The 20,910-nt window shown below is 53.7% G+C and carries 20 protein-coding genes and 2 pseudogenes; 17 read left to right on the forward strand and 5 right to left on the reverse strand.

The window, feature by feature from the left end; translation table 11 throughout:
• The 4 genes and pseudogenes from ABWV79_RS20570 to ABWV79_RS20585 all read left to right on the forward strand — a co-directional run.
• Positions 1 to 1,075, forward strand: a 1,075-nt coding sequence (locus ABWV79_RS20570; protein WP_353394427.1) for a hypothetical protein, incomplete at its 5' end; no start/stop codon positions are given.
• Between the two features lie 491 nt (positions 1,076 to 1,566).
• Positions 1,567 to 1,698 (forward strand): annotated as a pseudogene (locus ABWV79_RS20575) (3-keto-5-aminohexanoate cleavage protein); the annotation flags it as partial.
• Positions 1,699 to 1,771: 73 nt separating this feature from the next.
• Positions 1,772 to 2,287, forward strand: coding sequence for a hypothetical protein (locus ABWV79_RS20580; protein WP_353394429.1), 516 nt, complete (start codon positions 1,772 to 1,774; stop codon positions 2,285 to 2,287).
• A 24-nt stretch (positions 2,288 to 2,311) separates the two neighbouring features.
• Positions 2,312 to 2,713, forward strand: a pseudogene (locus tag ABWV79_RS20585) (YHYH protein); the annotation flags it as partial.
• 346 nt (positions 2,714 to 3,059) lie between these two features.
• Here the strand turns inward: ABWV79_RS20585 and yghX are convergent.
• From yghX to ABWV79_RS20610, 5 genes are all read right to left on the reverse strand, one after another.
• Positions 3,060 to 3,947: a YghX family hydrolase gene (gene yghX, locus ABWV79_RS20590; protein WP_353394432.1), complete on the reverse strand. Its 888-nt coding sequence runs from the start codon at positions 3,945 to 3,947 to the stop codon at positions 3,060 to 3,062.
• An 89-nt stretch (positions 3,948 to 4,036) separates the two neighbouring features.
• Complete coding sequence (locus ABWV79_RS20595; protein ID WP_353394434.1) at positions 4,037 to 5,560, reverse strand: malonate--CoA ligase; 1,524 nt, start codon at positions 5,558 to 5,560, stop codon at positions 4,037 to 4,039.
• Positions 5,557 to 6,855: a malonyl-CoA decarboxylase gene (locus tag ABWV79_RS20600; RefSeq protein ID WP_353394436.1), complete on the reverse strand. Its 1,299-nt coding sequence runs from the start codon at positions 6,853 to 6,855 to the stop codon at positions 5,557 to 5,559. The genes ABWV79_RS20595 and ABWV79_RS20600 overlap by 4 nt, the downstream gene beginning before the upstream one ends.
• Before the next feature lies 1 nt (position 6,856).
• Positions 6,857 to 7,513, reverse strand: coding sequence for a GntR family transcriptional regulator (locus ABWV79_RS20605; protein ID WP_353394438.1), 657 nt, complete (start codon positions 7,511 to 7,513; stop codon positions 6,857 to 6,859).
• A 51-nt stretch (positions 7,514 to 7,564) separates the two neighbouring features.
• Complete coding sequence (locus tag ABWV79_RS20610; protein ID WP_353394440.1) at positions 7,565 to 7,951, reverse strand: YciI family protein; 387 nt, start codon at positions 7,949 to 7,951, stop codon at positions 7,565 to 7,567.
• Between the two features lie 84 nt (positions 7,952 to 8,035).
• On the opposite strand from ABWV79_RS20610, the gene ABWV79_RS20615 reads away from it, so the two are divergent.
• The 13 genes from ABWV79_RS20615 to ABWV79_RS20675 all read left to right on the forward strand — a co-directional run bounded on the left by ABWV79_RS20615 (position 8,036) and on the right by ABWV79_RS20675 (position 20,882).
• Complete coding sequence (locus ABWV79_RS20615; protein ID WP_353394442.1) at positions 8,036 to 8,920, forward strand: fumarylacetoacetate hydrolase family protein; 885 nt, start codon at positions 8,036 to 8,038, stop codon at positions 8,918 to 8,920.
• Positions 8,917 to 9,582 carry a malonic semialdehyde reductase gene (locus ABWV79_RS20620; protein WP_353394444.1) on the forward strand — a complete coding sequence of 222 codons (666 nt, stop codon included), beginning with the start codon at positions 8,917 to 8,919 and terminating at the stop codon, positions 9,580 to 9,582. Before ABWV79_RS20615 ends, ABWV79_RS20620 begins: the two co-directional genes overlap by 4 nt.
• 18 nt (positions 9,583 to 9,600) lie before the next feature.
• Positions 9,601 to 10,056: an OsmC family protein gene (locus tag ABWV79_RS20625; RefSeq protein ID WP_353394446.1), complete on the forward strand. Its 456-nt coding sequence runs from the start codon at positions 9,601 to 9,603 to the stop codon at positions 10,054 to 10,056.
• Between the two features lie 31 nt (positions 10,057 to 10,087).
• Entirely contained in the window at positions 10,088 to 11,161 is a 1,074-nt protein-coding gene (locus ABWV79_RS20630; protein WP_170356855.1) for a C4-dicarboxylate TRAP transporter substrate-binding protein, read from the forward strand.
• Between the two features lie 30 nt (positions 11,162 to 11,191).
• Positions 11,192 to 11,743, forward strand: coding sequence for a TRAP transporter small permease subunit (locus ABWV79_RS20635; protein ID WP_170475503.1), 552 nt, complete (start codon positions 11,192 to 11,194; stop codon positions 11,741 to 11,743).
• A complete protein-coding gene (locus ABWV79_RS20640) occupies positions 11,740 to 13,044 on the forward strand; it encodes a TRAP transporter large permease (protein WP_010437378.1) in 1,305 nt (434 codons plus the stop codon). The genes ABWV79_RS20635 and ABWV79_RS20640 overlap by 4 nt, the downstream gene beginning before the upstream one ends.
• Positions 13,045 to 13,054: 10 nt before the next feature.
• Complete coding sequence (locus tag ABWV79_RS20645) at positions 13,055 to 13,921, forward strand: dioxygenase family protein (protein ID WP_353394449.1); 867 nt, start codon at positions 13,055 to 13,057, stop codon at positions 13,919 to 13,921.
• A gap of 21 nt (positions 13,922 to 13,942) precedes the next feature.
• Complete coding sequence (locus ABWV79_RS20650) at positions 13,943 to 14,749, forward strand: amidohydrolase family protein (RefSeq protein WP_353394452.1); 807 nt, start codon at positions 13,943 to 13,945, stop codon at positions 14,747 to 14,749.
• 68 nt (positions 14,750 to 14,817) lie between these two features.
• On the forward strand, positions 14,818 to 15,123 hold the full coding sequence (locus ABWV79_RS20655) for a hypothetical protein (protein ID WP_353394455.1): 306 nt from the start codon (positions 14,818 to 14,820) through the stop codon (positions 15,121 to 15,123).
• Positions 15,120 to 16,247, forward strand: a complete 1,128-nt coding sequence (locus ABWV79_RS20660; RefSeq protein ID WP_353394458.1) for a cytochrome-c peroxidase — start codon at positions 15,120 to 15,122, stop codon at positions 16,245 to 16,247. Before ABWV79_RS20655 ends, ABWV79_RS20660 begins: the two co-directional genes overlap by 4 nt.
• Before the next feature lie 535 nt (positions 16,248 to 16,782).
• Positions 16,783 to 18,270 (forward strand): YfcC family protein, encoded by a 1,488-nt coding sequence (locus ABWV79_RS20665; protein ID WP_353394460.1) that lies wholly within the window; start codon positions 16,783 to 16,785, stop codon positions 18,268 to 18,270.
• 9 nt (positions 18,271 to 18,279) lie between these two features.
• Positions 18,280 to 19,659 carry an amino acid permease gene (locus tag ABWV79_RS20670; RefSeq protein ID WP_353394463.1) on the forward strand — a complete coding sequence of 460 codons (1,380 nt, stop codon included), beginning with the start codon at positions 18,280 to 18,282 and terminating at the stop codon, positions 19,657 to 19,659.
• Positions 19,656 to 20,882: an arginine deiminase gene (locus tag ABWV79_RS20675; RefSeq protein WP_170719940.1), complete on the forward strand. Its 1,227-nt coding sequence runs from the start codon at positions 19,656 to 19,658 to the stop codon at positions 20,880 to 20,882. The genes ABWV79_RS20670 and ABWV79_RS20675 overlap by 4 nt, the downstream gene beginning before the upstream one ends.
• Positions 20,883 to 20,910: the final 28 nt, after the last annotated feature.

Consider the following 20,910-nt stretch of genomic DNA (forward strand, 5'->3'; position numbering starts at 1 on the left):
CCTTGTAAAGCTGGTCGATGTTGGGGATGGAAATGGCTTTCAGGATGCAAATGATCCAGCAGGGCCAGAAGCGCCAGTTTCCGATGGGGACGCAACTTTCCGTATTGAGTTAACCAATACAGGGAATGTGACGCTTACTGGCATCACTATTAGCGATTTCGACAGCGCCACTGGAGAGATCGATTTGTCTGGATTCACTCTTATCGAATCCGGCAACCAAGACGGTATTTTGGAACTAGGTGAAAGCGCATATCTGGAATACACATTGCCGCTCGTGGCGGGTCAGCACTTGAATATAGCTAGCGTTACTACAGACCAAGGCGCCGCTGATGAGGACCCCGCCTATTACTTCGGTCTTGAAAGCGAAGGTCCGGGCGTGCGTACTCCCGGCGGATGGGGAAACAGCTTCAAGCTGCTCAATTATTGGGATGGTGTGGAAGGTAATGAGATCGAACCGGAAAAAGACGAGTTCCCAGACGGCGAACTAACGTACAACGTTCGCTACGACAGTAACGGAGACGGCGACATAGATGAGAATGACGAAATCTATAATCCAGACAACGACTTGGGTACTGTAGACGCGTTACTAATCGGAGACTACAATAAAAATGGTTATGCCGATGATGGTGAAACCGTAATCTTAATAGATCTCGATGACGCTCTTGATCTTGTCCGGAACGAAGCTGACACTCCGAAGCAAAATAAAATAGATGACGTTGGTCGGCAAGCTGTTGCTACATGGCTGAACTATCTGGCTGGAAATTCAATTACAGATGGCGACGCAGATATTGATAGCGACGACGCAGAGTACTGGATCGATCAAGCTGTGGGATGGCTGCTTGAGCATGGCGACGGAGCTCCAAAGCCCAACGGTGACTCAAAGTTTGATTTGAACGGTCCAATCGTTCGGGCCAGAAGTGAGGCTTGGAAGAGTGAAGGCAAGGATATTTTGGACGCACTGGATGAATACAACAATGAAGGCACTGTAAACGGTGAAGTTAACGCGTTGGATGCCGATGAGGCAAATTCTACGTCAGCTTCGTTACTTTTTGGTGACCAATTCGACTACTTATGATTCTTCCAACAGAAAGGGTCGTTTATGTGTGGTCATAACCAAGTGGGATGAGGAGAAAAGGCATTCCTCATCTGCCCCAACGTACAATTCATAGGCATTCGGGAGGTCTTTGGGGGGCTACAGTGTCTCGTACGCACCTGCAAGAAGGCAAAGTCATCGTAAGTTGGTAGATTGACCAACTGCTGATCGTTCCGTCATGTTCGAACCTGAGGTATTGAAGCGTTAGCTCCAATAATAAGTGAGGTATATTTGGTGGTAAGCACTGTATTGAATTGATTTTTATTGATATTTAACAGAAGTTTACAGAAAATATATGGTTGCTCCTCGGTCCGCCATTGGTATCCTGTTGAACGTCACGCGAACCTGACCCAACCGTCACAGTTGGACCAGAAACAAGGTGAACGTTCGACATCGGAAGGCGCCCCAAATCAAATATTCTTTCCACTCTAGAAATCAGATGCCAGGCTGAGATTAGATGCTGTCAAACATCATTGGCCGAAAGCAATGCTCAGCAAGTCGCTAAGATTCGACGTATTGTAGAAGATCTGGGCAGTGAGGTCGCGACCCCTGATGAAGCAAGAGAAATCCTAGACTTAAAGGGAGGAGACCGCGTCGCCTTCTAAAGGTACGATGACCAAAATCAATTCTAGTCGATTTACATTTTTGGGTTTTCCGAAAGCCCAAGGAGATTGAGCCATGCGATTGAAAGTTCTGATATTCAGTGCGCTTCTGACAGGATTTGCGACCGTGCAGGCTCATGCGCAAAACGCGCCACAAGACATCACCAATCTATTGTTCGGCAACCGGTCCGGAGACTGTTCGGATTATGCGGGAGTGTATTCCGCTTCTGTGGAGGACGTAACGCGCCAAAAACGGTTTATCTCTGAAATCGAAATATCGGCAAATAACCAGCACTGCACCCTCGGGACCTACGGTATCCCCAATCATGATTTCAACGGGCCTACAGTCAACTTCGCTAACAATGTACTCGAATTGCCTGGCACTTTTCGGATTCCCAGAAATCCCGAAAAGGCCCGTAACCAAACCGCGCTGTCGCAACGGAGTTACGACGCCATTTTGTTGAATGGCGTGCCGGTCGATTTGCTTTCGGCTGGGTGTTATCGCCCGAGCGGCCCGCGAGCAGATAAGAACGGCAATGTGTTGGCAGGGTGTCGAGACACTGATCCTTGGTTGCTCGATCCGCCGTCCTAGGATCAGTATTTTGACGTAGATCTTCACAATGCTCACGCCCAGCCCGATGGGAGATATCACTACCATTCCAATCCAAATGCTCTGTTTTTGGATCACGACCTTGATAAACCGTCACCTGTTATTGGCTTCGCAGCTGACGGCTTTCCGATCTACGGGACGATTTTCAAAGACAGCGACTGCAAAATTAGACCTGCGATCTCTGGCTATGAACTCAAAACTACACCACAACCTGCTCCACCTACAGGGCCGGGTGGTACGCCGGACGGGACATATATCGACGACTACGAGTTCACAGAGGCTGGCGATCTAGATAAGTGCAATGGCATGACTGTGGATGGCCAATACGGATACTATGTCACGACAAGCTACCCGTGGGTGCTCAACTGCTTGGTCGGAGCACCTGACAGGTCATTCGACAAAAGGTGATCTCTAGCCCCGATTTCGGAGATGCAGTTTTGACCTATCCTGGATTGACCCAGACACTTTGCGTTTTCTTCGCGATGCTAACGGTATTGCGAAATCGCTCGCAATTCTAATCTGATTGGGATTGTCGTCCGTTTAGAGCGGTCAAAGTGATTCATTGAATTTGAGACTGCTGCCTTGGGGCTCAAATCAAATGATCTTTGCACCCAAGCCTTTTAGCCAAGCGTTCCTGTCGATCTATCGGATCATGAGAAATAAAATACTGGGGCTTCAAATGACTTGGCCCCGGAAAACTGTGGGTTGCGACGAAGCGACGAAAACACAATGCTCGCTTCGCCGTACACTGTAGTTATTTTAGGTAGGTGTTGAACCAATCAATAGTGCGGTCCCAGGCTAGGTTTGCCATTTCCTCGTCATATCGAGGCGTACTGTCGTTATGGAAACCGTGGTTGGCATTTTCGTAGATGTAGGCTTCGTATACCTTTCCGTTGGATTGCAGAGCGGCTTCAAAATCCGGCCAACCTGCGTTGATGCGGTCATCAAGTTCTCCCATCTGAATCAGCAACGGTGCCTGAATTTTGGCTACATCCTCAACTGCTGGCTGGCGACCGTAGAATGGCACGCCCGCTGCCAATTCGGGGTAGGCCACGGCAATTGTGCTGACCACACCGCCGCCGTAGCAGAAACCCACAGCGCCGACCTTTCCAGTGCAATCATCTCGGTTCAATAGGTATTCAAATCCATTGAAGAAATCGTTCATCAATTCGACCCGGTCCACTGTCTTTTGCAGCTCGCGCCCATCCGCGTCGTTGCCTGGGTATCCTCCCACTGACGTCAGACCGTCGGGGGCCAGTGCCATAAACCCGGCTTTTGCCAACCTGCGCGCCACATCCTCGATGTAAGGATTCAGGCCGCGGTTTTCGTGGATCACCAGCACCCCGGGCAGGGGCTCTTCAACGCCGGCAGGTCGGACAAGGTATCCGCGAACATCACCGGTTCCATTCGGTGAAGGATAGGTGATGTAGTCCGCGTGGATATCGGGATCGTTGAACGACACTTGCTGAGCCATCGCGTAGTTCGGGCTGAGCATGTTCAGCAGCGCGACCGCTGTCACGCCGCCGACCGCGAACTTGCCTGCGCGGTCCAGGAATTGGCGCTTGGTGATCTTGCCGTGCGCGTAAAAGTCATACAGGTCCAGAAGTTCCTGGTCGAAGTCTTTTGCCGTCATGCGAGTCATTGTGGATCTCCTGATGAGTTTGGCAGTCTGAAGGGTGGGTAGTATCCGATCTGAAGGTCTTGATTTGATTGAGCCTCTGGATGGGCATCCTAAGATAACGCCGATGACAGTTCCTTGTTCGCGTACCGTTCGCGCATCGCGTTCTTTTGAACTTTTCCCATAGTGTTTCGCGGCAACTCCTGGACGAGCTCGTAGCGGCGAGGATGTTTGAATCGCGACAGTTTGTTTCTGATGATCGAGTCGATCTGTTCCACCTGAAGCTGTGCTCCGGGCTCGGCAACCAGAGCGGCAATGATTGCTTCACCGAAGTCTTTGTCGGGGACGCCGAAAACCGCCGATTCCTGGACGCCATCGACATCGTTCAAAACGTCTTCAATTTCTCTAGGGTAGACGTTGTAACCACCAGTGATGATCAGGTCTTTTGACCGACCTACAATCGACAGATAGCCATCCTCGCTGTATTGGCCCAGATCTCCGGTGACGAAAAAACCATTTTCCCGAAGCTCTTCAGCCGTTTTTTCGGGCATTTGCCAATAGCCCAGAAAAACATTGGGGCCACGTACTTCGATCATTCCGATCTCGCCCTGGGGCAGCGGTTCTCCAGTTTCAGGGTTGGTTACGATCACCTCAGTGCCGGGTATGGCCTTACCAACAGTTCCCGCGCGACGCTCACCGCCATAAGGGTTAGAGGTGTTCATGTTCGTTTCGGTCATACCGTAGCGCTCAAGGATACGGTGGCCGGTGCGTGTTTCGAACGCCACATGGGTCTCTGCCAGCAACGGGGCGGAGCCGGAAACAAACAGACGCATGTTCTCTGTGATCTCATCGGTGAAACCGTCATCCGCCAGCAATCGGGTATAAAAAGTGGGGACTCCCATTAGAAGGGTCGAGTGGGGCAATTCCTCTAAGATCAAACCAGTGTCGAATTTTTTCATCAGCCGAACTTTGGAACCGGCGAGTAGTGATGTGTTCATCGCCACGAAAAGCCCGTGCGTGTGAAAGATGGGCAACGCGTGAATCAAGCGATCAGCGTCGGTGATAGCCCACAAATCCACAAGGGCTTGGGCATTGGACAGCAGGTTTCGGTGGCTGAGCATCGCGCCCTTGGACCGGCCCGTGGTACCTGATGTGTAAAGAAGCGCCGCGAGGTCGTCCGGCGCGCGATCCACAGTTTCGAATACACAAGGCTGTGCGTCCGCTTCGCGGCTCAAGCTTGGATTTTCGCCGCCTAAGGTCAGCAGCTTTGCACCAGACCGGGTCGCCAATTGTTCGAATTCAACTTTGTCGTGGCTGTCGCAAACGATTAACGCAGGTTGCGCATCAGAGATGAAATAGTCCAACTCTGCCATGGTATAGGCAGTGTTTAGGGGCAGGTAGACAGCACCTGCTTGAACCGAAGCGGCATAGAGCGCAATCGTGTCGGCCTGCTTGGGCGCTTGCACAACGATGCGACTGCCAGGGGAAACTCCGCTGTTCTGCAAGACATGCGCGATTTGCGCGGTGCGCTGCAGAAACTCATCATAAGTGACCACCTGGCCATTATCGAGTTGCAGGAATGGAGCCGTGTTGCCCTCGTGGCGGGCAAACAAACTGTCGTAAAGTGTATTAGTCACGCTGTATTTTCCCTAGGCTTTACCGCAAGTGTCGCAGTTGAAGCCGCGCGAATTGAACGCGAGGCTTGGATCGTGGCACGTGTCGCGAATTCTTCGTGGTAACGTTCTGTTTTGTTCAAATCGTAAAGGTAATTGACCATCGCACCTCCGGACTGGGCGCGTCCGTTTGGCGACTGATCTGCCTGGGCATGCAGTTCATGAAGCTCGGCACCATTTCCCAAGTGAAAGCGCGCCACAGGGTCAAGCGGCATTCCATCTTCGCGCTTGGCGAACATCAAGTACCGGGCGGCCATCGCGCGCACGTCCTGCGGTGTTGCTGTTTCTGCAAGCACGGCCTCGGCGGCATGCCCGTGTTCCGGGTTGTCTGTTTCACCAGCCAACCACCGGTTTAGCCCCGGTATCGGCGACAATGTCACAAAGGTATCAAGCCCGCGAAGCTCCCGCGAAAGCTCGGTCACAACCTGCTTTATCAATAGATTCCCAAAGCTGATGCCCGCCAAACCCTTTTGGCAGTTTGAAATGGAATAGAACGCCGCGACTTTTGCCTGCTCGGCTTCGATCGGTTCTCGTGCTTCGGATAGAAGCGTATCTATTGCATTCGGGATTTCAGCGGTCAGAGCGACCTCAACAAAAATCAGTGGCTCATCTGGCATCGAGGGGTGGAAGAACGCAAAACACCGACGGTCTGGCGGGTAGAGCCTTCGCCGCAAATCGTCCAGATCGTTGATCTGGTGCACCGCTTCGTAGGCGACGATCTTATCCAGAACGCGGGCAGGGGTGTCCCAGCTGATTTGCTTTAGGACAAGAAAGCCCCGGTTGAACCAGCTGCGCAATAAATGGACGAAATCGATATCTGTTCGCTTGAGTTCCGGTTTGGATTTGAGAAAGCGCAGCAGATCAACGCGCATGGCTACAAGTTCCTGCGTCGCACCAGGCGGCTGGTTCAGCCGTCGCAATAACTCTTGCCGCCGTGGCTCTGAAACTTCACTAAGTCTTTCATAAAGGTTGACACTTTGGTCACTGGCGTAGAGGCGCGCTGCTTCAGAAAGCTGATTTGCGTCCAAATCTAGCTTGTCATTCAAGTAGACAAAAAAGTCTAGTTTCTCCGCATCATTCAGGATGCGGTAGCGCTCAAGGATCGTAGACGCGAGCGTGAATCCTGAACCTTCACCTTCCGCAGACAAAAGCGCCTCACATAGTTCGGCAATGGACCGTTTGTCATCCTTGCCACGCCTTTTGTCGGGACGGTCCAGCAATTGGTTTAGTAGATCACCCAGAAACCAATTCCGCTGCATTTCAGGGCTCCATCTGGCTGCTAAGGTACTCACCTGTTCGGCGGTAGTGATCGATTAGGTGCCGAGTTGCGCTGTCTGCGTCGTGATTTAATGCGGCGTCCAAGATTTGCTGATGTTCGGCGGCGATGTCTCGCTTTTTGTAGCTCGACCCGCCAGCCGCCAGATAGCGGTAGCGAATGTTCAGGTCATAAAGCTGAGAGCAATACCGCAGCAGCAACGGCAGTTTCGAATTATCCAACAAGGCCATATGAAACGCTTTGTGAGCGTCCTCAAAGTCCTGCGCCCCGTTCTGGCTGGCCTTTTTCATATGATGGTGACGTAAGACAAGCCGATCTTCCCAGGGCGCATCCGCATTGGTGATGGAAGCGCGCAACGCGGTTTCCTCAAGGTTGCAGCGCAACAGAAGTATTTCTTCAAAGTTACACTTGCTGACTGGCGCTGCCCGAAATCCGCGCTGATCAATCCGCTCGACCAACATGTCCGAAGTCAAAAGGCTAAGCGCTTCACGAACCGGACTAGCGCCAGTGTCCAAAAGCCCGCGAAGCTGTTCGATCTTGAGTTTTTGACCCGGAGGTAATTCTCCGGTCAGGATCATTTCGCGCAGCCTTCGATACGCTCCATGAGTGGCTGATGTCTCTTTGCCCTCAGTGTCAAGCATGGCGTCCATATCCGACTGTTCCTATTTCGCGGCTAATACTCTTGAGTGCACTTAACTGAAGGCACTTGTTCCAGTGGATAGACCAACTGAAAGGTTCAGCGAGCCTTCGTTGATCAACCAGCGCCGAAGTACAAAACTACGTGCCCCACTTTTGTGCATAGGGTCGTCTTCGGCCAGCTTCTGGGCGGATTCAAGATTGTCGGCGCGATAGATGATCAGGCCCATTCCTTGCATATGCTCGCCGGTTTCATCCGACATGGGGCCTGCAAAAGCCAGCTGCCCCGAACGTTCCAACTGCGCCTGATACGCCAAGTGATCTGGCAGTGACGCCTTTACATCTTCGGGCGCTTTGGCTGGCGTGCTCAGCGCGACGTAAAGCTCCAAAGCAAGCGCGCCGCGGCTTTTTGCTTCTGATTTGTAGTCTGCCCAAGCAACCATTTGCTGCCTCCAAAAATATCGATATTATTTGACATATGGCAAAATAGTCGGCAAAAATCAAGCGAACTGACATGGATGGTGAAAATGAAATACCTGGTGGGAGAGACTTCGGAAGGCACAGCGGTTTTTGCTGTAGACGGCGAAAACGCAGTGAATCTAACGGCTTTGGACCCTGCTGTCGGTTCGGATTTGATGGGTTTGATAGCCAAGCCTGAATTGGCCGACTCACTTGCCAGCAAAATTGACGCGGCAGACAGTGTGCCCGTGTCTTCCATCACTCCGGCATTGCCCGTTACCGCACCAGGAACGATCATTTGCATGGGGTTGAACTACACGGACCACATCAAGGAAGGCGGGTATGATATTCCGGAGTATCCGACGCTGTTCATGCGCGGGAAGAACTCGATCATGGCGGCGGGGCAACCCATGGTGCGGCCTACCTGTTCCGAGAAGCTCGACTACGAAGCCGAACTTATGCTGATCGTTGGAAAGCGCGGACGCCATATCTCGGAGCAGGACGCACTGGATTATGTCTTTGGTTACACTGTATTCAACGATGGTTCGCTGCGGGACTATCAGCGCAAAACCGTTCAGTGGACGCCCGGCAAAAACTTTGATGACACGGGCGCGATCGGCCCTTTTACCGTGACTCCGGATGAGTTGCCCGAAGGGGCATCCGGTCTGAAGATCGAAAGCCGTGTGGGTGATGAAATCCTTCAAAGCTCGAATACCGCCAACATGATTTGGGGGGTTCGTCAGGTCATTGCGACGATTTCGGAATATACTACTCTGGAGCCGGGGGACCTGATTGCGCTAGGAACGCCGCCCGGTGTCGGACACGCCAAAAAGCCCAATCCCCGTTGGCTGAAGCCCGGCGAAACCGTTGAGGTCGAGATTGAAGGCATCGGAATCTGCGCAAGCCCAATCATTGACGAAAAGGACGCCAAGTCCAAGGTGGCTGCAGCATGAGTGCACCAACCGGAGCAGAGCTGGAGGCACTTCGCGCCAAGGCGCAGCAAGATCACCGCGATCTGCGCGAGCGCATTCCACGCTTGTCGGATGACGCGATCGCGTTGATCTTGCGTGAATCCAGATCGCATTACGCGTGGACCAACAAGCCTGTTTCTGACGACATACTTGAAGAGATCTACGACATCACGATCAACGGTGCGACCAGCATGAATACGTTGCCCGCGCGCTTCGTTTTCGTGAAAAGTCCCGAAGGAAAAGAGCGGCTTGCAAAGTCTTTAAAGCCGAAGAATGTGCCAAAGATGATGGATGCTCCGGTCACGGCGATCATTGCCTATGACATGGAGTTCTGGAAGGAACTGCCCTTTCTTTTCCCGCACGAAGACCGTCGGCCATTGTTCGAAAACAAGCCCGACTACGTGGCAGACACGGCCTTTCGAAATGGCACGCTTCAGGGCGCTTACTTCATGATTGCGGCCCGGGCGGTCGGGTTGGACGTCGGCGCCATGTCAGGTTTTTCGAACAAGATCGTCGATGAGGAGTTCTTCGCGGGCACGACGCTCAAGTCCAATTTTCTTTGCAATCTGGGCTACGCGGACGAGACCGGATTGTTCCAGAAGCTTCCACGTTTTCCATTCGAAAAAGTTTGCTTGTATGCATGAGGAGGTGACGCTGTGGCTATGAAAGTGAAACCCGTCGTGACTTACCGCACGACAGCTCAGTGCCCGACTCATGCGCGGACAGAAATACCAATTCGCGATCTTGAAGTTGTTGTCGATGAACCCGTCGAACGCGGCGGGACAAATCTTGGTCCGTCTCCGACCGAAACCGCAATGGCAGCCCTGATCGCCTGTACGAATGTCATCGGGCACAAGAACGCACATCGGTTGGGAGTTGACCTCGGCACTGTGACAATCGACGCGAAATGCAGGTTGGACCGGCGTGGGGTGCTGATGGAGGAGGAGATCGATGTTCCGTTTCCGGAAATCGAACTCACCGTGAATTGTGAGACGCCCGCCAGTCAGGAGGAGTTGACGCGCGTGGGCGAGGAGACAGCCAAGTATTGCGCCATCGCAAAACTGTTTGAAGCGGCAGGCACGGACCTGGCCGTAAACTGGGTCAAAACAAACAAATAATGAAATGACCTGTCTTTCTGGGAGGAGAGAAATGAAAAACTGGACCAAACGCAGCCTAGTGGGCGCTGCTCTGGCAGGCGTCATGGCGATGCCCCTCGCGGCAGAAGAGACTATTTCAGCTGTTGTGATTGATGGGTACCCAGATCGGGCCTTATGGGTGAAGGAATTCACCAACTTCTTTATTCCAGAAGTGGACAAGCGGCTGGCTGAGTCCGGTAACTACAAGATGAACTGGCAAGAGAATTACGGCGGTTCGATCGTTAAGCCGAAGGGCGTTTTGGAAGGTGTACAACTTGGTCTTGGCGATATTGGGATCGTTACGACAATCTTCCATTCTTCTAAGCTGCCCAGCCAGGGTATTTCGGGATCGACACCTTTCGTGGCATCGGACTCCCGTGCCGTGGCTAAGGCAGTTGATGAAATCGCGCGCGAATACCCCGCGATGCAGAACGAGTTTGCTGCGCAGAACCAAATTTACCTGGCAACTGGCGTCGTACTCGATACCTACCAGGTGTTCTGTACGGAGCCGGTTACGGCTGTTTCTGACCTAGAAGGCCGAAAAGTGGCCGGAGCTGGACTTAACCTTCGATACCTTGAAGGTATCAAAGACGCGGCCGGGGTACGTGGTGGTCTGACCGATTTCTACAATATGCTTCAAACCGGCTTGGTTGATTGCGCAATGCTTTGGCCCGAGGCTGCCAAAACATTCAAGATCGCCGAAGTGGCTCCTTACATGCTCAAAGCTGACTTGGGTGCGGTGAATTCCAAGACGATCACTGTGAATTCTGACTACTGGGCAAAGTTGCCCGACGAAGTCAAAGACGTTCTTAAGGCCGTCGCCATTGACTACCGTGATCATGTGGCCGGTATCGCTATGGACCGCGCCGCGGCCTCAAGGGATGCCTATACCGAAGCCGGCGGAACGATTGTCGAAGTTTCGGACGAAGAACGAGCGGCTTGGGCCAACGCAATGCCCAATGTTGCACAGGAATGGGCTGCCACGCTGAATGAAAACGGCGAGCAAGGCGACGCGATATTAGCCGCCTATCTTGGAAAGCTGCAGGACGCCGGTTTCACCGGAGTACGCGACTGGACGGCCGAATAACTGGCTGGCGATCCACGAAAGGGTCCTTTTATGCTGAAGACCGCAGTTGCTGGCTTGTCGCGGGTCGCCAATTCGCTTGCTATCGCCGCCAACGCATTGGGTACGCTTGTCGTCCTAGCGTTGGTGGTCATTCTGAATGTTGACGTCATTGCGCGGGGCCTGTTTTCGGCCCCACTGCGCGGAACCTATGAGATGGTGCAATTCTCGGTCGTGATGATCGTGTTCCTGCAGCTGGCCGACGTTGTCAGAGTGGATCGATTGACGCGCTCAGATGGGTTTTTGAACCTGCTACACCATCGTCGCCCCGGTCTGACAGCCAACCTGAGGCGCATCATCAACGCCATTTCGGCAATCTTCATGGCCTTGATCGCCTATGTAACCTTCCCTGAATTTCTTCACATGTGGGAAACACAGGACTACTTCGGAGTGCCCGGTCTTTTCACATTGCCTTGGTGGCCGGTCAAACTGGTCATCGCGTGCGGTACTGCGCTTGCCTGCGTGATTTTCCTGCTCAAGGTCGTCACGGCGCAGGACCGCCCGCAACTTATTCGCACCCCAGAGCATGACGAGGCCGCAGAATGACGCCGATTGAGATTGGCCTGATCTCGGTCGTTGCGATAGTCTTTCTGATCTACGCGGGCGTCTACATTCCGATTGCTCTGGGCGTGGTCTCCTTCGTGTCGATCTGGCTGATGCGGGACAACTTCACGCTTGCGCTCAACCTGCTGAAGGTTGCGGTGGGCGACAGCGCGATGGAATACAGTTTCGCGACAATCCCGCTGTTTACCTTTATGGGCCTCATCGTTTCAAAAGCGGGACTAGGAAGGGACATTTACGAGGTCATGACCATGCGATTTCGCAAGGTCAAAGGCGGTATCGGAATGGCGACCGTCGGAGCAAATGCCGTGTTTGCGGCCGTTACCGGGTCGTCCATTGCGTCCGCATCAGTGTTCACCAAGGTCTCGGTCCCGCAGATGATGGCGCAGGCATATAATCCACGTTTTGCGGTTGGGGTTGTGGCCGGGTCGTCGGTTTTGGGGATGATTATTCCACCCTCGGCGATGCTGATCATCTATTCCTTTGTCGCCGAACAGTCCGTAGGGGACATGTTTCTGGCGGGAGTAATACCCGGTATCATGCTGGCAATAGCTTATGTAGGCGCGATCTGGTTGATGGGCCGTTTTACACCTGCATTTGTGGGCGGCCGGGTCGTCGAAGACACCGAATGGATGTCCGGGCGCGAGATCGCATCCAAGACCCTGCCAACATTGTTCATTATCACGGTAGTGCTCGGTGGCATTTACACAGGATGGCTAACCGCTGTCGAGGCGGGTGCAGCTGGGGCACTGGTTGCGCTCGTGATCGCAGTCGTACGCAAATCCATGACACCAAGAGCGTTCTGGGACGCGTTGCTGGAAACCGGTCACATTACAGCGGCGATTTTGTTCCTGATTACGGCGGCTTCAATCTATAGTCGCATGCTGGGGCTGGCCGGGCTGCCTAATCAGTTGCAGGATTTGCTTGCGGGGAATTCAGCGTCCTTTTGGTCGATCATGCTGCTCTACGTCCTCTTGATGCTTTTTCTGGGAACTTTGCTCGATACGGCGTCCATCATTCTGATCGTCGTCCCGCTGTTCCTGCCCATGGCCGAAGCCCTGGACATGTCGTTGATCTGGTTTGGCATTATCACTGTGGTCGGCGCCGAAATCGGGCTTTTGACCCCGCCTTTGGGCATATCTTGCTTCGTCATCAAATCGACGATCAACGATGACCGAATATCGCTCAAGGATGTGTTTATGGGCGCACTTCCCTTTGCGTTCGTGATGCTGATCGTTCTGTTTATTCTGATCGAGTTCCCGATCCTCAGCCTTGCCCTGATTTAAGGAGGCGCAGATGCGCTCTGTTACCAAAGACAATATCACCGACGTGTTCATGGGATACCTGTCCAAGGACACCGATCCGCGGATGAGAGAAATCATGGGGTCTCTGGTCAAACACCTCCATGACTTCGCGCGGGAAACCAACCTGACACATGACGAATGGCGCGCAGGAATAGCTTTTCTTGAGGGGTGCGCCGCCGTAGAGACAGAAGACAGGCACGAGTTTGTTCTGGCCTCGGATGTACTGGGCCTGTCGTCTTTAGTGGATATGCTGCATTCCAGCCCTGACGCGACCAGTTCCTCCGTGCTGGGGCCATTCCATGTCTCTGGCGCACCTCCGTTGCCGATCGGCGGCGATATGAAGCGCCACTACGGTGGGCCGGTTCTGCTTGCTGAAGGCGTTATCCGGAATACCGAGGGTAATCCGATTGCGGGCGCAGAACTTGATATCTGGCAAACCGCGCCGAATGGAATGTATGCAAGCCAGGACGAAGAACAGGACACCTATTCTTTTCACGGCCTGATGACTACCGGTGACGACGGTAAGTATGCATTCACGACCGTCAAGCCAGTTGAATACACGGTACCTTCAGATGGACCCGTCGGAGACATCCTACGGGCGTGTGGGCGCCATCCTTGGCGGCCTTCGCACCTACACTACATCGTCAAGGCTCCTGGCTACCGTTCTTTGGTGACCGAGATTTTCCCCGACGACGATCCATATCTAGATCAGGACACGGTGTTTGGAGTTCGGGACGATCTGGTGATGACCTATGTCGAACGGCCGGCTTCAGAATTTCCGGACGGCATGGAACTTTCTGGTAAGATCACCGAACCATTCTTGCACGTGAAATTCGACGTGACGCTTGCCAGATTCTGAATAATATCGAGGAGGCATGTGGTGCTGAAACAAATCTGCATTTTGAGTGCCGCGCTGTTTTGCAGCAGTGCCATCGCACAAGAGCGCCCGATCTTTGATGCGCATATTCATTACAGCCACGATGCCGTCAAACTGGTGCCACCAGAACAGGTGGCTAAAATCCTTCGGGATGCGGGCGTGCGGAAAGCACTGGTTTCCAGCTCGGATGACAATGGCACTCAGCTTTTGTTAGCCGCGGCACCGGACATCGTCGTTCCAGCACTGCGCCCCTACCGTCGTCGCGGTGAAATCAACACCTGGATGCACGATGAAACTGTAATCGACTATTTGGAAGAAAACCTGGCCAAGAATGACTACGAAGCCATCGGCGAGTTTCACGCTTACGGGGACGACATTAAGACGCCGGTTATTCAGCGCATGATTGCACTGGCGAAAGAGCGGAACCTCATTCTACACCACCACGGCGATCGAGAGGCAGTGGACCTGATCTTCGAAACCTGGCCTGAAGCTCGGGTATTGTGGGCGCACTCTGGCTTTGATGATCCAGCGAGCGTTGTTGACGCGCTGGACACGTATCCCAGGCTTTGGGCCGATTTGGCGTTTCGTTCAGACATGGCTTCACGAGGCAGAATTGACCCCGATTGGAAGGAGGCTTTCGAAGCCCATCCGGATCGTTTCATGGTTGGTACGGATACATTTGCCCCGGAACGTTGGTACTACGTAGGACCTCATGCCGATTTTTCGCGTGAATGGATGGACTTACTGCCGGACCAGATTGCGGACAACATCGCCTTTGCCAACGCAGAACGTTTGCTGGCATCAAAATGATCCGTTGCGCTGTCTGGTTTATGTTTTGGTCCAGCACGGCTTTTGCTTGTGACGCAATTGGGCAACGTATGATTTCGGAAGTTCAAAACGCACCCGAGGTTTATCTGTCCGTCGATGAAATTCCGTTGGCTGAACCGTTTTCCGTACTGGTTTCCATTTGTGGTCAAACTACCGTGGGCCAAATGCGTGTGGATGCAATCATGCCCGCTCATCGACACGGTATGAACTATTCCCCCAAAGTTAGCGCATTGGGCGGCGGAGCGTTCCGTGTTGATGATATGCTGTTTCACATGCCGGGTTTGTGGGAGTTGCAGGTCGATGTCGACATCAATGGCCAATCAGTTTTCTACTCGTCAGAAATTACGCTGAAATGAAGCTGTGGTTTACAGCTGCGCTAATAGCCCTGACAGGTGCAGTGCGTGCAGAGGTCTTGTTGTCTGCAGACGAAATTGAACAAACGCTTTCCTTTGGGCCCTGGCCACCATCCTTCCATTCGGACTTAAGCAATAGAGTTTCGAACAATGCCGGAGCGATCGCGCTTGGAGAGGCCTTATTCAACGATCCGGTGTTGTCCGTCGACGGTGCATTTTCTTGCGCAAGTTGTCATGATCCGGAACAGGCATTTACAACGCCAGAGGCGCGGGCGCTCGGCCGTGTACTGTTAGATCGAAACACTCCATCACTGCGGAACCTGGCCGGACTCCGCTGGTATGGGTGGGGTGGCAAAAGCGATAACCTTTGGGCAGCCAGCCTGCATCCGATCATCGAAGAACAAGAGATGGCGCACAGCCCCGAAAGCCTAAAAACAGCAATCTCTGAAAGTGCCTACATTGATGACTTTGAAGCTATTTTTGGCGTCATCCAAAATCAAGGCCCAGAGCTTGTTCTGGTGAATACTGCAAAAGCTCTTTCGGCTTACTTGGAGACTTTGGTTGCCGACCGGACGCAGTTTGATGATTTCCGCGATGCCTTAGAGCGTCGAGATTTTCCAGCTGCCGCCTACTACCCCGAGGCAGCCCAGCGCGGTCTTCAGCTGTTTTTAGGGCGCGGGAATTGCGTATTTTGCCACAACGGCCCGAGGTTTTCCAATAATGAGTTCCACGATGCCGGTGTACCATATTTTCTGAATGAAGCCGAGGTCGACGATGGTCGTTTTGGTGGATTGAACTTTTTGCTCTCAAGCCCCTATACACTGGACGGCGACTGGAATGACGATCCTAATAAGCATGGTGCTTGGGCGGTTCGAAATGTACGCCGGAGCCACGCTGATTTTGGAACCTTCCGCACGCCCAGCCTGCGCGGAGTGGCTGAAACCGCTCCGTACATGCATGACGGCAGCCTAAGGGATCTGAACGCTGTGATCCGGCATTACAGCAAAATCAATACGGAAAGGCTGCACACTGATGGTGACGCCATTCTCTCGCAATTGAATTTGTCTGAGCAAGAGATCGCAGACTTAGTTGCGTTTTTGATGACGCTGTCCAAGGCGTCTTACTAAAGCGTTTGTATTTAAAGCCCGGGAATGGGCTATTTGGCAGGCTGGTCCGGCGACTATCTTTAGCAGTGCCGATGAAGGGGTGCTGCTCGCTCTGGGTCAGAAATGCTTGACGTTTGGGTCGGAATTGAAAGATGTGGTTGAACGATTTGTTGAGGTTTTGAAGTCGATTGAGTCCAATATCAGTGACGTTCCACAATCCTGTTGAACGTCGCGCGAACCTGACCCAACCGTCATAGTTGGACCAGAAAAGTGGTGAACGCTCGACATCAGATGGCACCCCAAGTCAAACAGTCTTTCCACTATTAATATCAGATGCCACGCTACGATTAGTTGCTGTTAAACATCAGATCGCTTTGATTGCGCGCTACAACTGACCCAAAATCGTGGAAAAGAGCCATGGCAGAAATTGTTCAATGTGTTCGGCTACCTCACGTTTTGCGAAAGTGACAAGTCGCCGCGTTAGTACTAAGTTGAGACTTAAATATTCAAGTATTTGACTGCCCAGCTTCTCAGCTTCACCCAGCGCGAGTTTCATATGTCCAAGTTCAAATTTCCTACCGCCTTTACCATTCTGTTCATTCTGATTGCCGTCGTGGCGGCCCTCACATGGGTTATTCCGGCCGGTGAGTATGACCGTCAGATGAACGAAGCTCTGGGCAGCGAAGCGCCTGTCCCGGGCACCTACCACGAAGTCGAGCCGAACCCTCAGGGGCTTACGGCGGTCATCCTTGCCCCGATTGCAGGTATGTACGACCCTGGTCTTCTGGGAAGTTCATCCAGCGCCGCAATTGATGTCGCTTTGTTTGTTCTGGTCATTGGTGGTTTCCTGATGGTTGTCACCAAGACAGGAGCTATCGACGCCGGTATCGGTTGGTTGCTGCACAGGTTGGCTGGGCGGGAAATCCTGATGATCCCAATCCTGATGATCGCCTTTGCCTTTGGCGGGACAAGCTATGGCATGGCGGAAGAATCCCTCGCGTTCTACGCTCTGATTATTCCGGTCTTCATTCGGGCGGGGTACGACTCCTTGACCGGGGTCGCGGTGATCATGCTTGGCGCAGGCATTGGGACCCTGGGCTCAACCTTCAACGCATTTGCGACAGTTGTTGCCTCGCAAGGTGCGGGTATTCCGTTCACGAACGGGATAGTCCTGAGGTTCATTATCCTTGTCCTTTGTCTTGCTGCAGGCATCGCATTCGTCATGCGATACGCATCACGCGTGAAAGCCGACCCGTCATTGTCCGTGGTGGCCGATCAGGCCGAGGAAAACCGGGCGCATTTCCTAAAAGGTTCGGAAGGCGATGATACGTTCCCCGAGATGACCAAGACGCGTTCGATCATTCTGATTCTTTTCGGGATTACCTTCGCCATTATGATCTATGGTGTTGTCGCGCTGGGGTGGTGGATGGCCGAAATGTCCGGTCTCTTTCTGGTGATGTCCATCATCGTTTGGTGGGTCGGGAAAGCGGACGAAGGGTCCAGAATGGACGAGGGGGCTTTTGTGGAAACCTTCGTCGATGGAGCGCGCGATTTGCTGGGCGTTGCCCTGATCATTGGCGTCGCGCGCGGTGTTGTCGTCATTATGGACGCGGGCAAAATTACCGACACGATCCTTGCTGGAGCCGAGGGGTTTGTCTCGGGGCTGAGCGAGTTCGCCTTTATCAACGCGATGTTTGGTATTCAGATCTTGATGTCATTCCTGGTGCCGTCCTCGTCAGGGCTGGCCACGCTTTCGATGCCGATCATGGCGCCACTGGCAGACTTTGCGGGCGTCGGTCGTGACCTTGTGGTTACAGCGTACCAGTCGGCAAACGGATGGGTGAACCTGTTCAACCCGACATTTGCCGTCGTCATGGGTGGGCTAGCCATTGGCCGCGTGTCATACGACAGGTGGCTACGTTTTGTTTTCCCGCTGCTCGTAATTCTGGCCGTGATCATCTGCGCGGCACTCACCGTTGGGGCCATCACTGATCCGGGGATCGACGGGCCCACAACCGAGACTTCAGACACAACATCGAACTGAGCCGTCGCAATGACCGATCGCTCCACCAAAGAGACAACATCGACATCCGGTGCCCTTGGGCTGACGGCCTGTATCGCTCTGGTCGTTGGAAACATGATCGGGTCAGGGGTGTTTTTACTGCCGGCATCGCTTGCTCCGTTTGGGCCAATTGCAATTGGTGGGTGGATTCTGACTTCGGCAGGGGCGCTTGTTCTCGCGATCATTTTCGGAAGGCTGTCACGCGTAGTTTCGAAACCCGGTGGCCCCTATGCCTATTCGCAAGAAGCGTTCGGAGACTTTGCAGGTTTCATTATTGCGTGGGGGTACTGGATCGCACTTTGGACCGGGAACGCCGCCGTCGCCGTCGCGTTGGTGGGATATCTGGGATTCCTGTTCCCTATTATCATCGAAGTGCCAATGTACGGCCTCTCGACTGCGTTGGTTGCAATCTGGACGCTCACCTTGGTCAACATCCGGGGGGTCGAAGGCGCTGGTTTAGTTCAGATCGTGACCACCGTGCTCAAACTCGCGCCGCTTATATTGATTGGCACATTGGGTATCTTCTGGATCAACACCGAGAACTATGTTCCGGTCAACCAAAGCGGCACCACGGCGTTTACGGCGATTTCTGCCGCGGCTGCTCTGACGCTTTGGGCCTACTTGGGTCTTGAATCTGCGACCGTTCCCTCTGGCGATGTTATCGAGCCGGAAAAGACCATTCCGCGCGCTACCGTGATCGGCGTGATTATCGCCGCAAGCGTCTATATCTCGGTAACCGCCGTTTCGATGGGCGTCATTCCTGCCGAGCTGCTTGCTGTTTCCGCTGCACCACTGGCAGCCGTCGGTGAGGTGATGTTTGGTCCCGTTGGCGGCGTCCTTGTTGCTGTGGGCGCGGTGATTTCGACCTTTGGCACTTTGAACGGCTTTACGCTGCTCAGTGGCCAAGTCCCTTACGGTGCCGCTTTGGATCGCGTCTTCCCCGCAGCCTTGGGCCAAAAATCCAAATTTGGAACGCCTGCTAATGCGTTAATCCTGTCGAACGCGTTGGCCTCGGTTTTGATTATCATGAACTATGCGCAAGGGCTGGTCGCCGCATTCAACTTTGTCATTTTGCTCGCCGTTGTCGCCAGCCTGTTGCCCTATGCCATCTGCTCTGTGGCGGAGATTATGATCCGGCTGAAAGGCGGGCAGGTCCTGCATGGCCCGGAATTGGCCAAGGTCGTTGTCCTCGGCGGCCTGGGCTTCATCTACTCAGTATGGGCCTTTATCGGGTCCGGAGCGGAAACCGTACTAATTGGCTCTGTATTACTGCTTGCAGGTGTTCCCATCCATGTTTGGGTCCGCTGGAGCCAGGCCAACGACGACGAAGATATTCAGACAACTGTAGCCTCGAAAGGAGATTTGCCATGAAGCTCGGCGTTCATTCCGAGATCGGAAAGCTCAACAAGGTGATCGTCTCGCGCCCATCGCTTGCACATGATCGACTGACACCGAGAAATTGCGAAGAGTTGCTGTTCGACGACGTCATATGGGTCGAGCAGGCCCGCAAGGACCACGCAGAATTCTGTTCCCTGATGCGGGAACGCGGGGTCGAGGTCTACGACATTCAGGATCTGCTCGCCCAAGCTATCGCAGACGACCCCGCAGCGCGCGCCTTCCTGTTGGACCGTCTGATCACGCCCAACATGGTCGGCCTGGGCTTTTCCGTAGAAATGCGTGCTTGGTTGGACGAGATGGATGCCAAGCTACTTGCTCGCCATATGCTCGGCGGCATCATCTTTGCAGACCTGCCCAAGGGTATGATCGACGAACAGTTCGGTGATCTGGTTTCTCTGGGCGACTTCATTCTTCCCGCGATCCCCAATGCACAGTTCCAGCGCGACCCCTCCTGCTGGATTTTCGATGGCGTGACGACGAACCCGATGTTCTGGCCTGCTCGTAAGCCGGAAACCTTGATCATGCGTACGGTGTATCGCCACCATAAGATGTTCAAGGACGCCGAGTTCGAGTTCTGGTGGGGCGATAGCGACGACGATTTCGGCCTCGCCTCGGTCGAGGGTGGCGACGTTCAACCGGTGGGCAACGGCACTGTCTTCATAGGGATGGGCGAGCGCACAACCCGGCAGGCCGTCGCTCAGGTTGCCGAAGCGCTGTTCAGGAAGGGCGGTGCCGAGCGTGTCGTCGCCTGTGCGATGCCCAAAAGCCGCGCAGCCATGCATCTGGATACGGTGTTCACTTGTCTTGACCACGACAAGGTCACTGCATTCTCGGAAGTCGCGGACCAGATCACCTGTATCTCGATCCGCCCGGGTGACCGCGGGGACTTGGATATCCACGTGGAAAAAGGGCACCTTTTCGACGTCTACAAAGAAGCGCTGGGGCTGAACTCGCTGGAGGTCATCTCGACCGGTGGCAATGAGTTCCAAGCCGAACGCGAGCAATGGGATGACGGGAATAACGTCGTGGCCCTCTCGCCCGGTGTTGTCGTTGGCTATGCGCGCAACACGTTTACGAACGGCAAGATGCGCGCAGCCGGCGTCGAGGTGATCGAAATCTCGGGTCAGGAACTGGGGCGTGGTCGCGGTGGTGGCCACTGCATGACCTGCCCGATCGACCGCGACCCCGCCTATTGAATTTACTACGGGTGCAGCCCCCTGCGCC

Source organism: Ruegeria sp. HU-ET01832 (assembly GCF_040371315.1).
In the GTDB taxonomy this organism is placed as follows: domain Bacteria; phylum Pseudomonadota; class Alphaproteobacteria; order Rhodobacterales; family Rhodobacteraceae; genus Ruegeria; species Ruegeria lacuscaerulensis_A.

Excerpts from the sequence above, each read along its gene's own strand:
- ABWV79_RS20630 (WP_170356855.1), top strand. The coding sequence starts at position 10,088 with ATGAAAAACTGGACCAAACGCAGCCTAGTGGGCGCTGCTCTGGCAGGC.
- ABWV79_RS20655 (WP_353394455.1), top strand. The coding sequence starts at position 14,818 with ATGATTTCGGAAGTTCAAAACGCACCCGAGGTTTATCTGTCCGTCGAT.
- ABWV79_RS20615 (WP_353394442.1), top strand. The coding sequence starts at position 8,036 with ATGAAATACCTGGTGGGAGAGACTTCGGAAGGCACAGCGGTTTTTGCT.
- ABWV79_RS20660 (WP_353394458.1), top strand. The coding sequence starts at position 15,120 with ATGAAGCTGTGGTTTACAGCTGCGCTAATAGCCCTGACAGGTGCAGTG.
- ABWV79_RS20625 (WP_353394446.1), top strand. The coding sequence starts at position 9,601 with ATGAAAGTGAAACCCGTCGTGACTTACCGCACGACAGCTCAGTGCCCG.
- ABWV79_RS20670 (WP_353394463.1), top strand. The coding sequence starts at position 18,280 with ATGACCGATCGCTCCACCAAAGAGACAACATCGACATCCGGTGCCCTT.
- ABWV79_RS20610 (WP_353394440.1), bottom strand. The coding sequence starts at position 7,951 with ATGGTTGCTTGGGCAGACTACAAATCAGAAGCAAAAAGCCGCGGCGCG.
- yghX (WP_353394432.1), bottom strand. The coding sequence starts at position 3,947 with ATGACTCGCATGACGGCAAAAGACTTCGACCAGGAACTTCTGGACCTG.
- ABWV79_RS20675 (WP_170719940.1), top strand. The coding sequence starts at position 19,656 with ATGAAGCTCGGCGTTCATTCCGAGATCGGAAAGCTCAACAAGGTGATC.
- ABWV79_RS20620 (WP_353394444.1), top strand. The coding sequence starts at position 8,917 with ATGAGTGCACCAACCGGAGCAGAGCTGGAGGCACTTCGCGCCAAGGCG.
- ABWV79_RS20640 (WP_010437378.1), top strand. The coding sequence starts at position 11,740 with ATGACGCCGATTGAGATTGGCCTGATCTCGGTCGTTGCGATAGTCTTT.
- ABWV79_RS20605 (WP_353394438.1), bottom strand. The coding sequence starts at position 7,513 with ATGCTTGACACTGAGGGCAAAGAGACATCAGCCACTCATGGAGCGTAT.
- ABWV79_RS20580 (WP_353394429.1), top strand. The coding sequence starts at position 1,772 with ATGCGATTGAAAGTTCTGATATTCAGTGCGCTTCTGACAGGATTTGCG.
- ABWV79_RS20600 (WP_353394436.1), bottom strand. The coding sequence starts at position 6,855 with ATGCAGCGGAATTGGTTTCTGGGTGATCTACTAAACCAATTGCTGGAC.
- ABWV79_RS20635 (WP_170475503.1), top strand. The coding sequence starts at position 11,192 with ATGCTGAAGACCGCAGTTGCTGGCTTGTCGCGGGTCGCCAATTCGCTT.
- ABWV79_RS20665 (WP_353394460.1), top strand. The coding sequence starts at position 16,783 with ATGTCCAAGTTCAAATTTCCTACCGCCTTTACCATTCTGTTCATTCTG.
- ABWV79_RS20645 (WP_353394449.1), top strand. The coding sequence starts at position 13,055 with ATGCGCTCTGTTACCAAAGACAATATCACCGACGTGTTCATGGGATAC.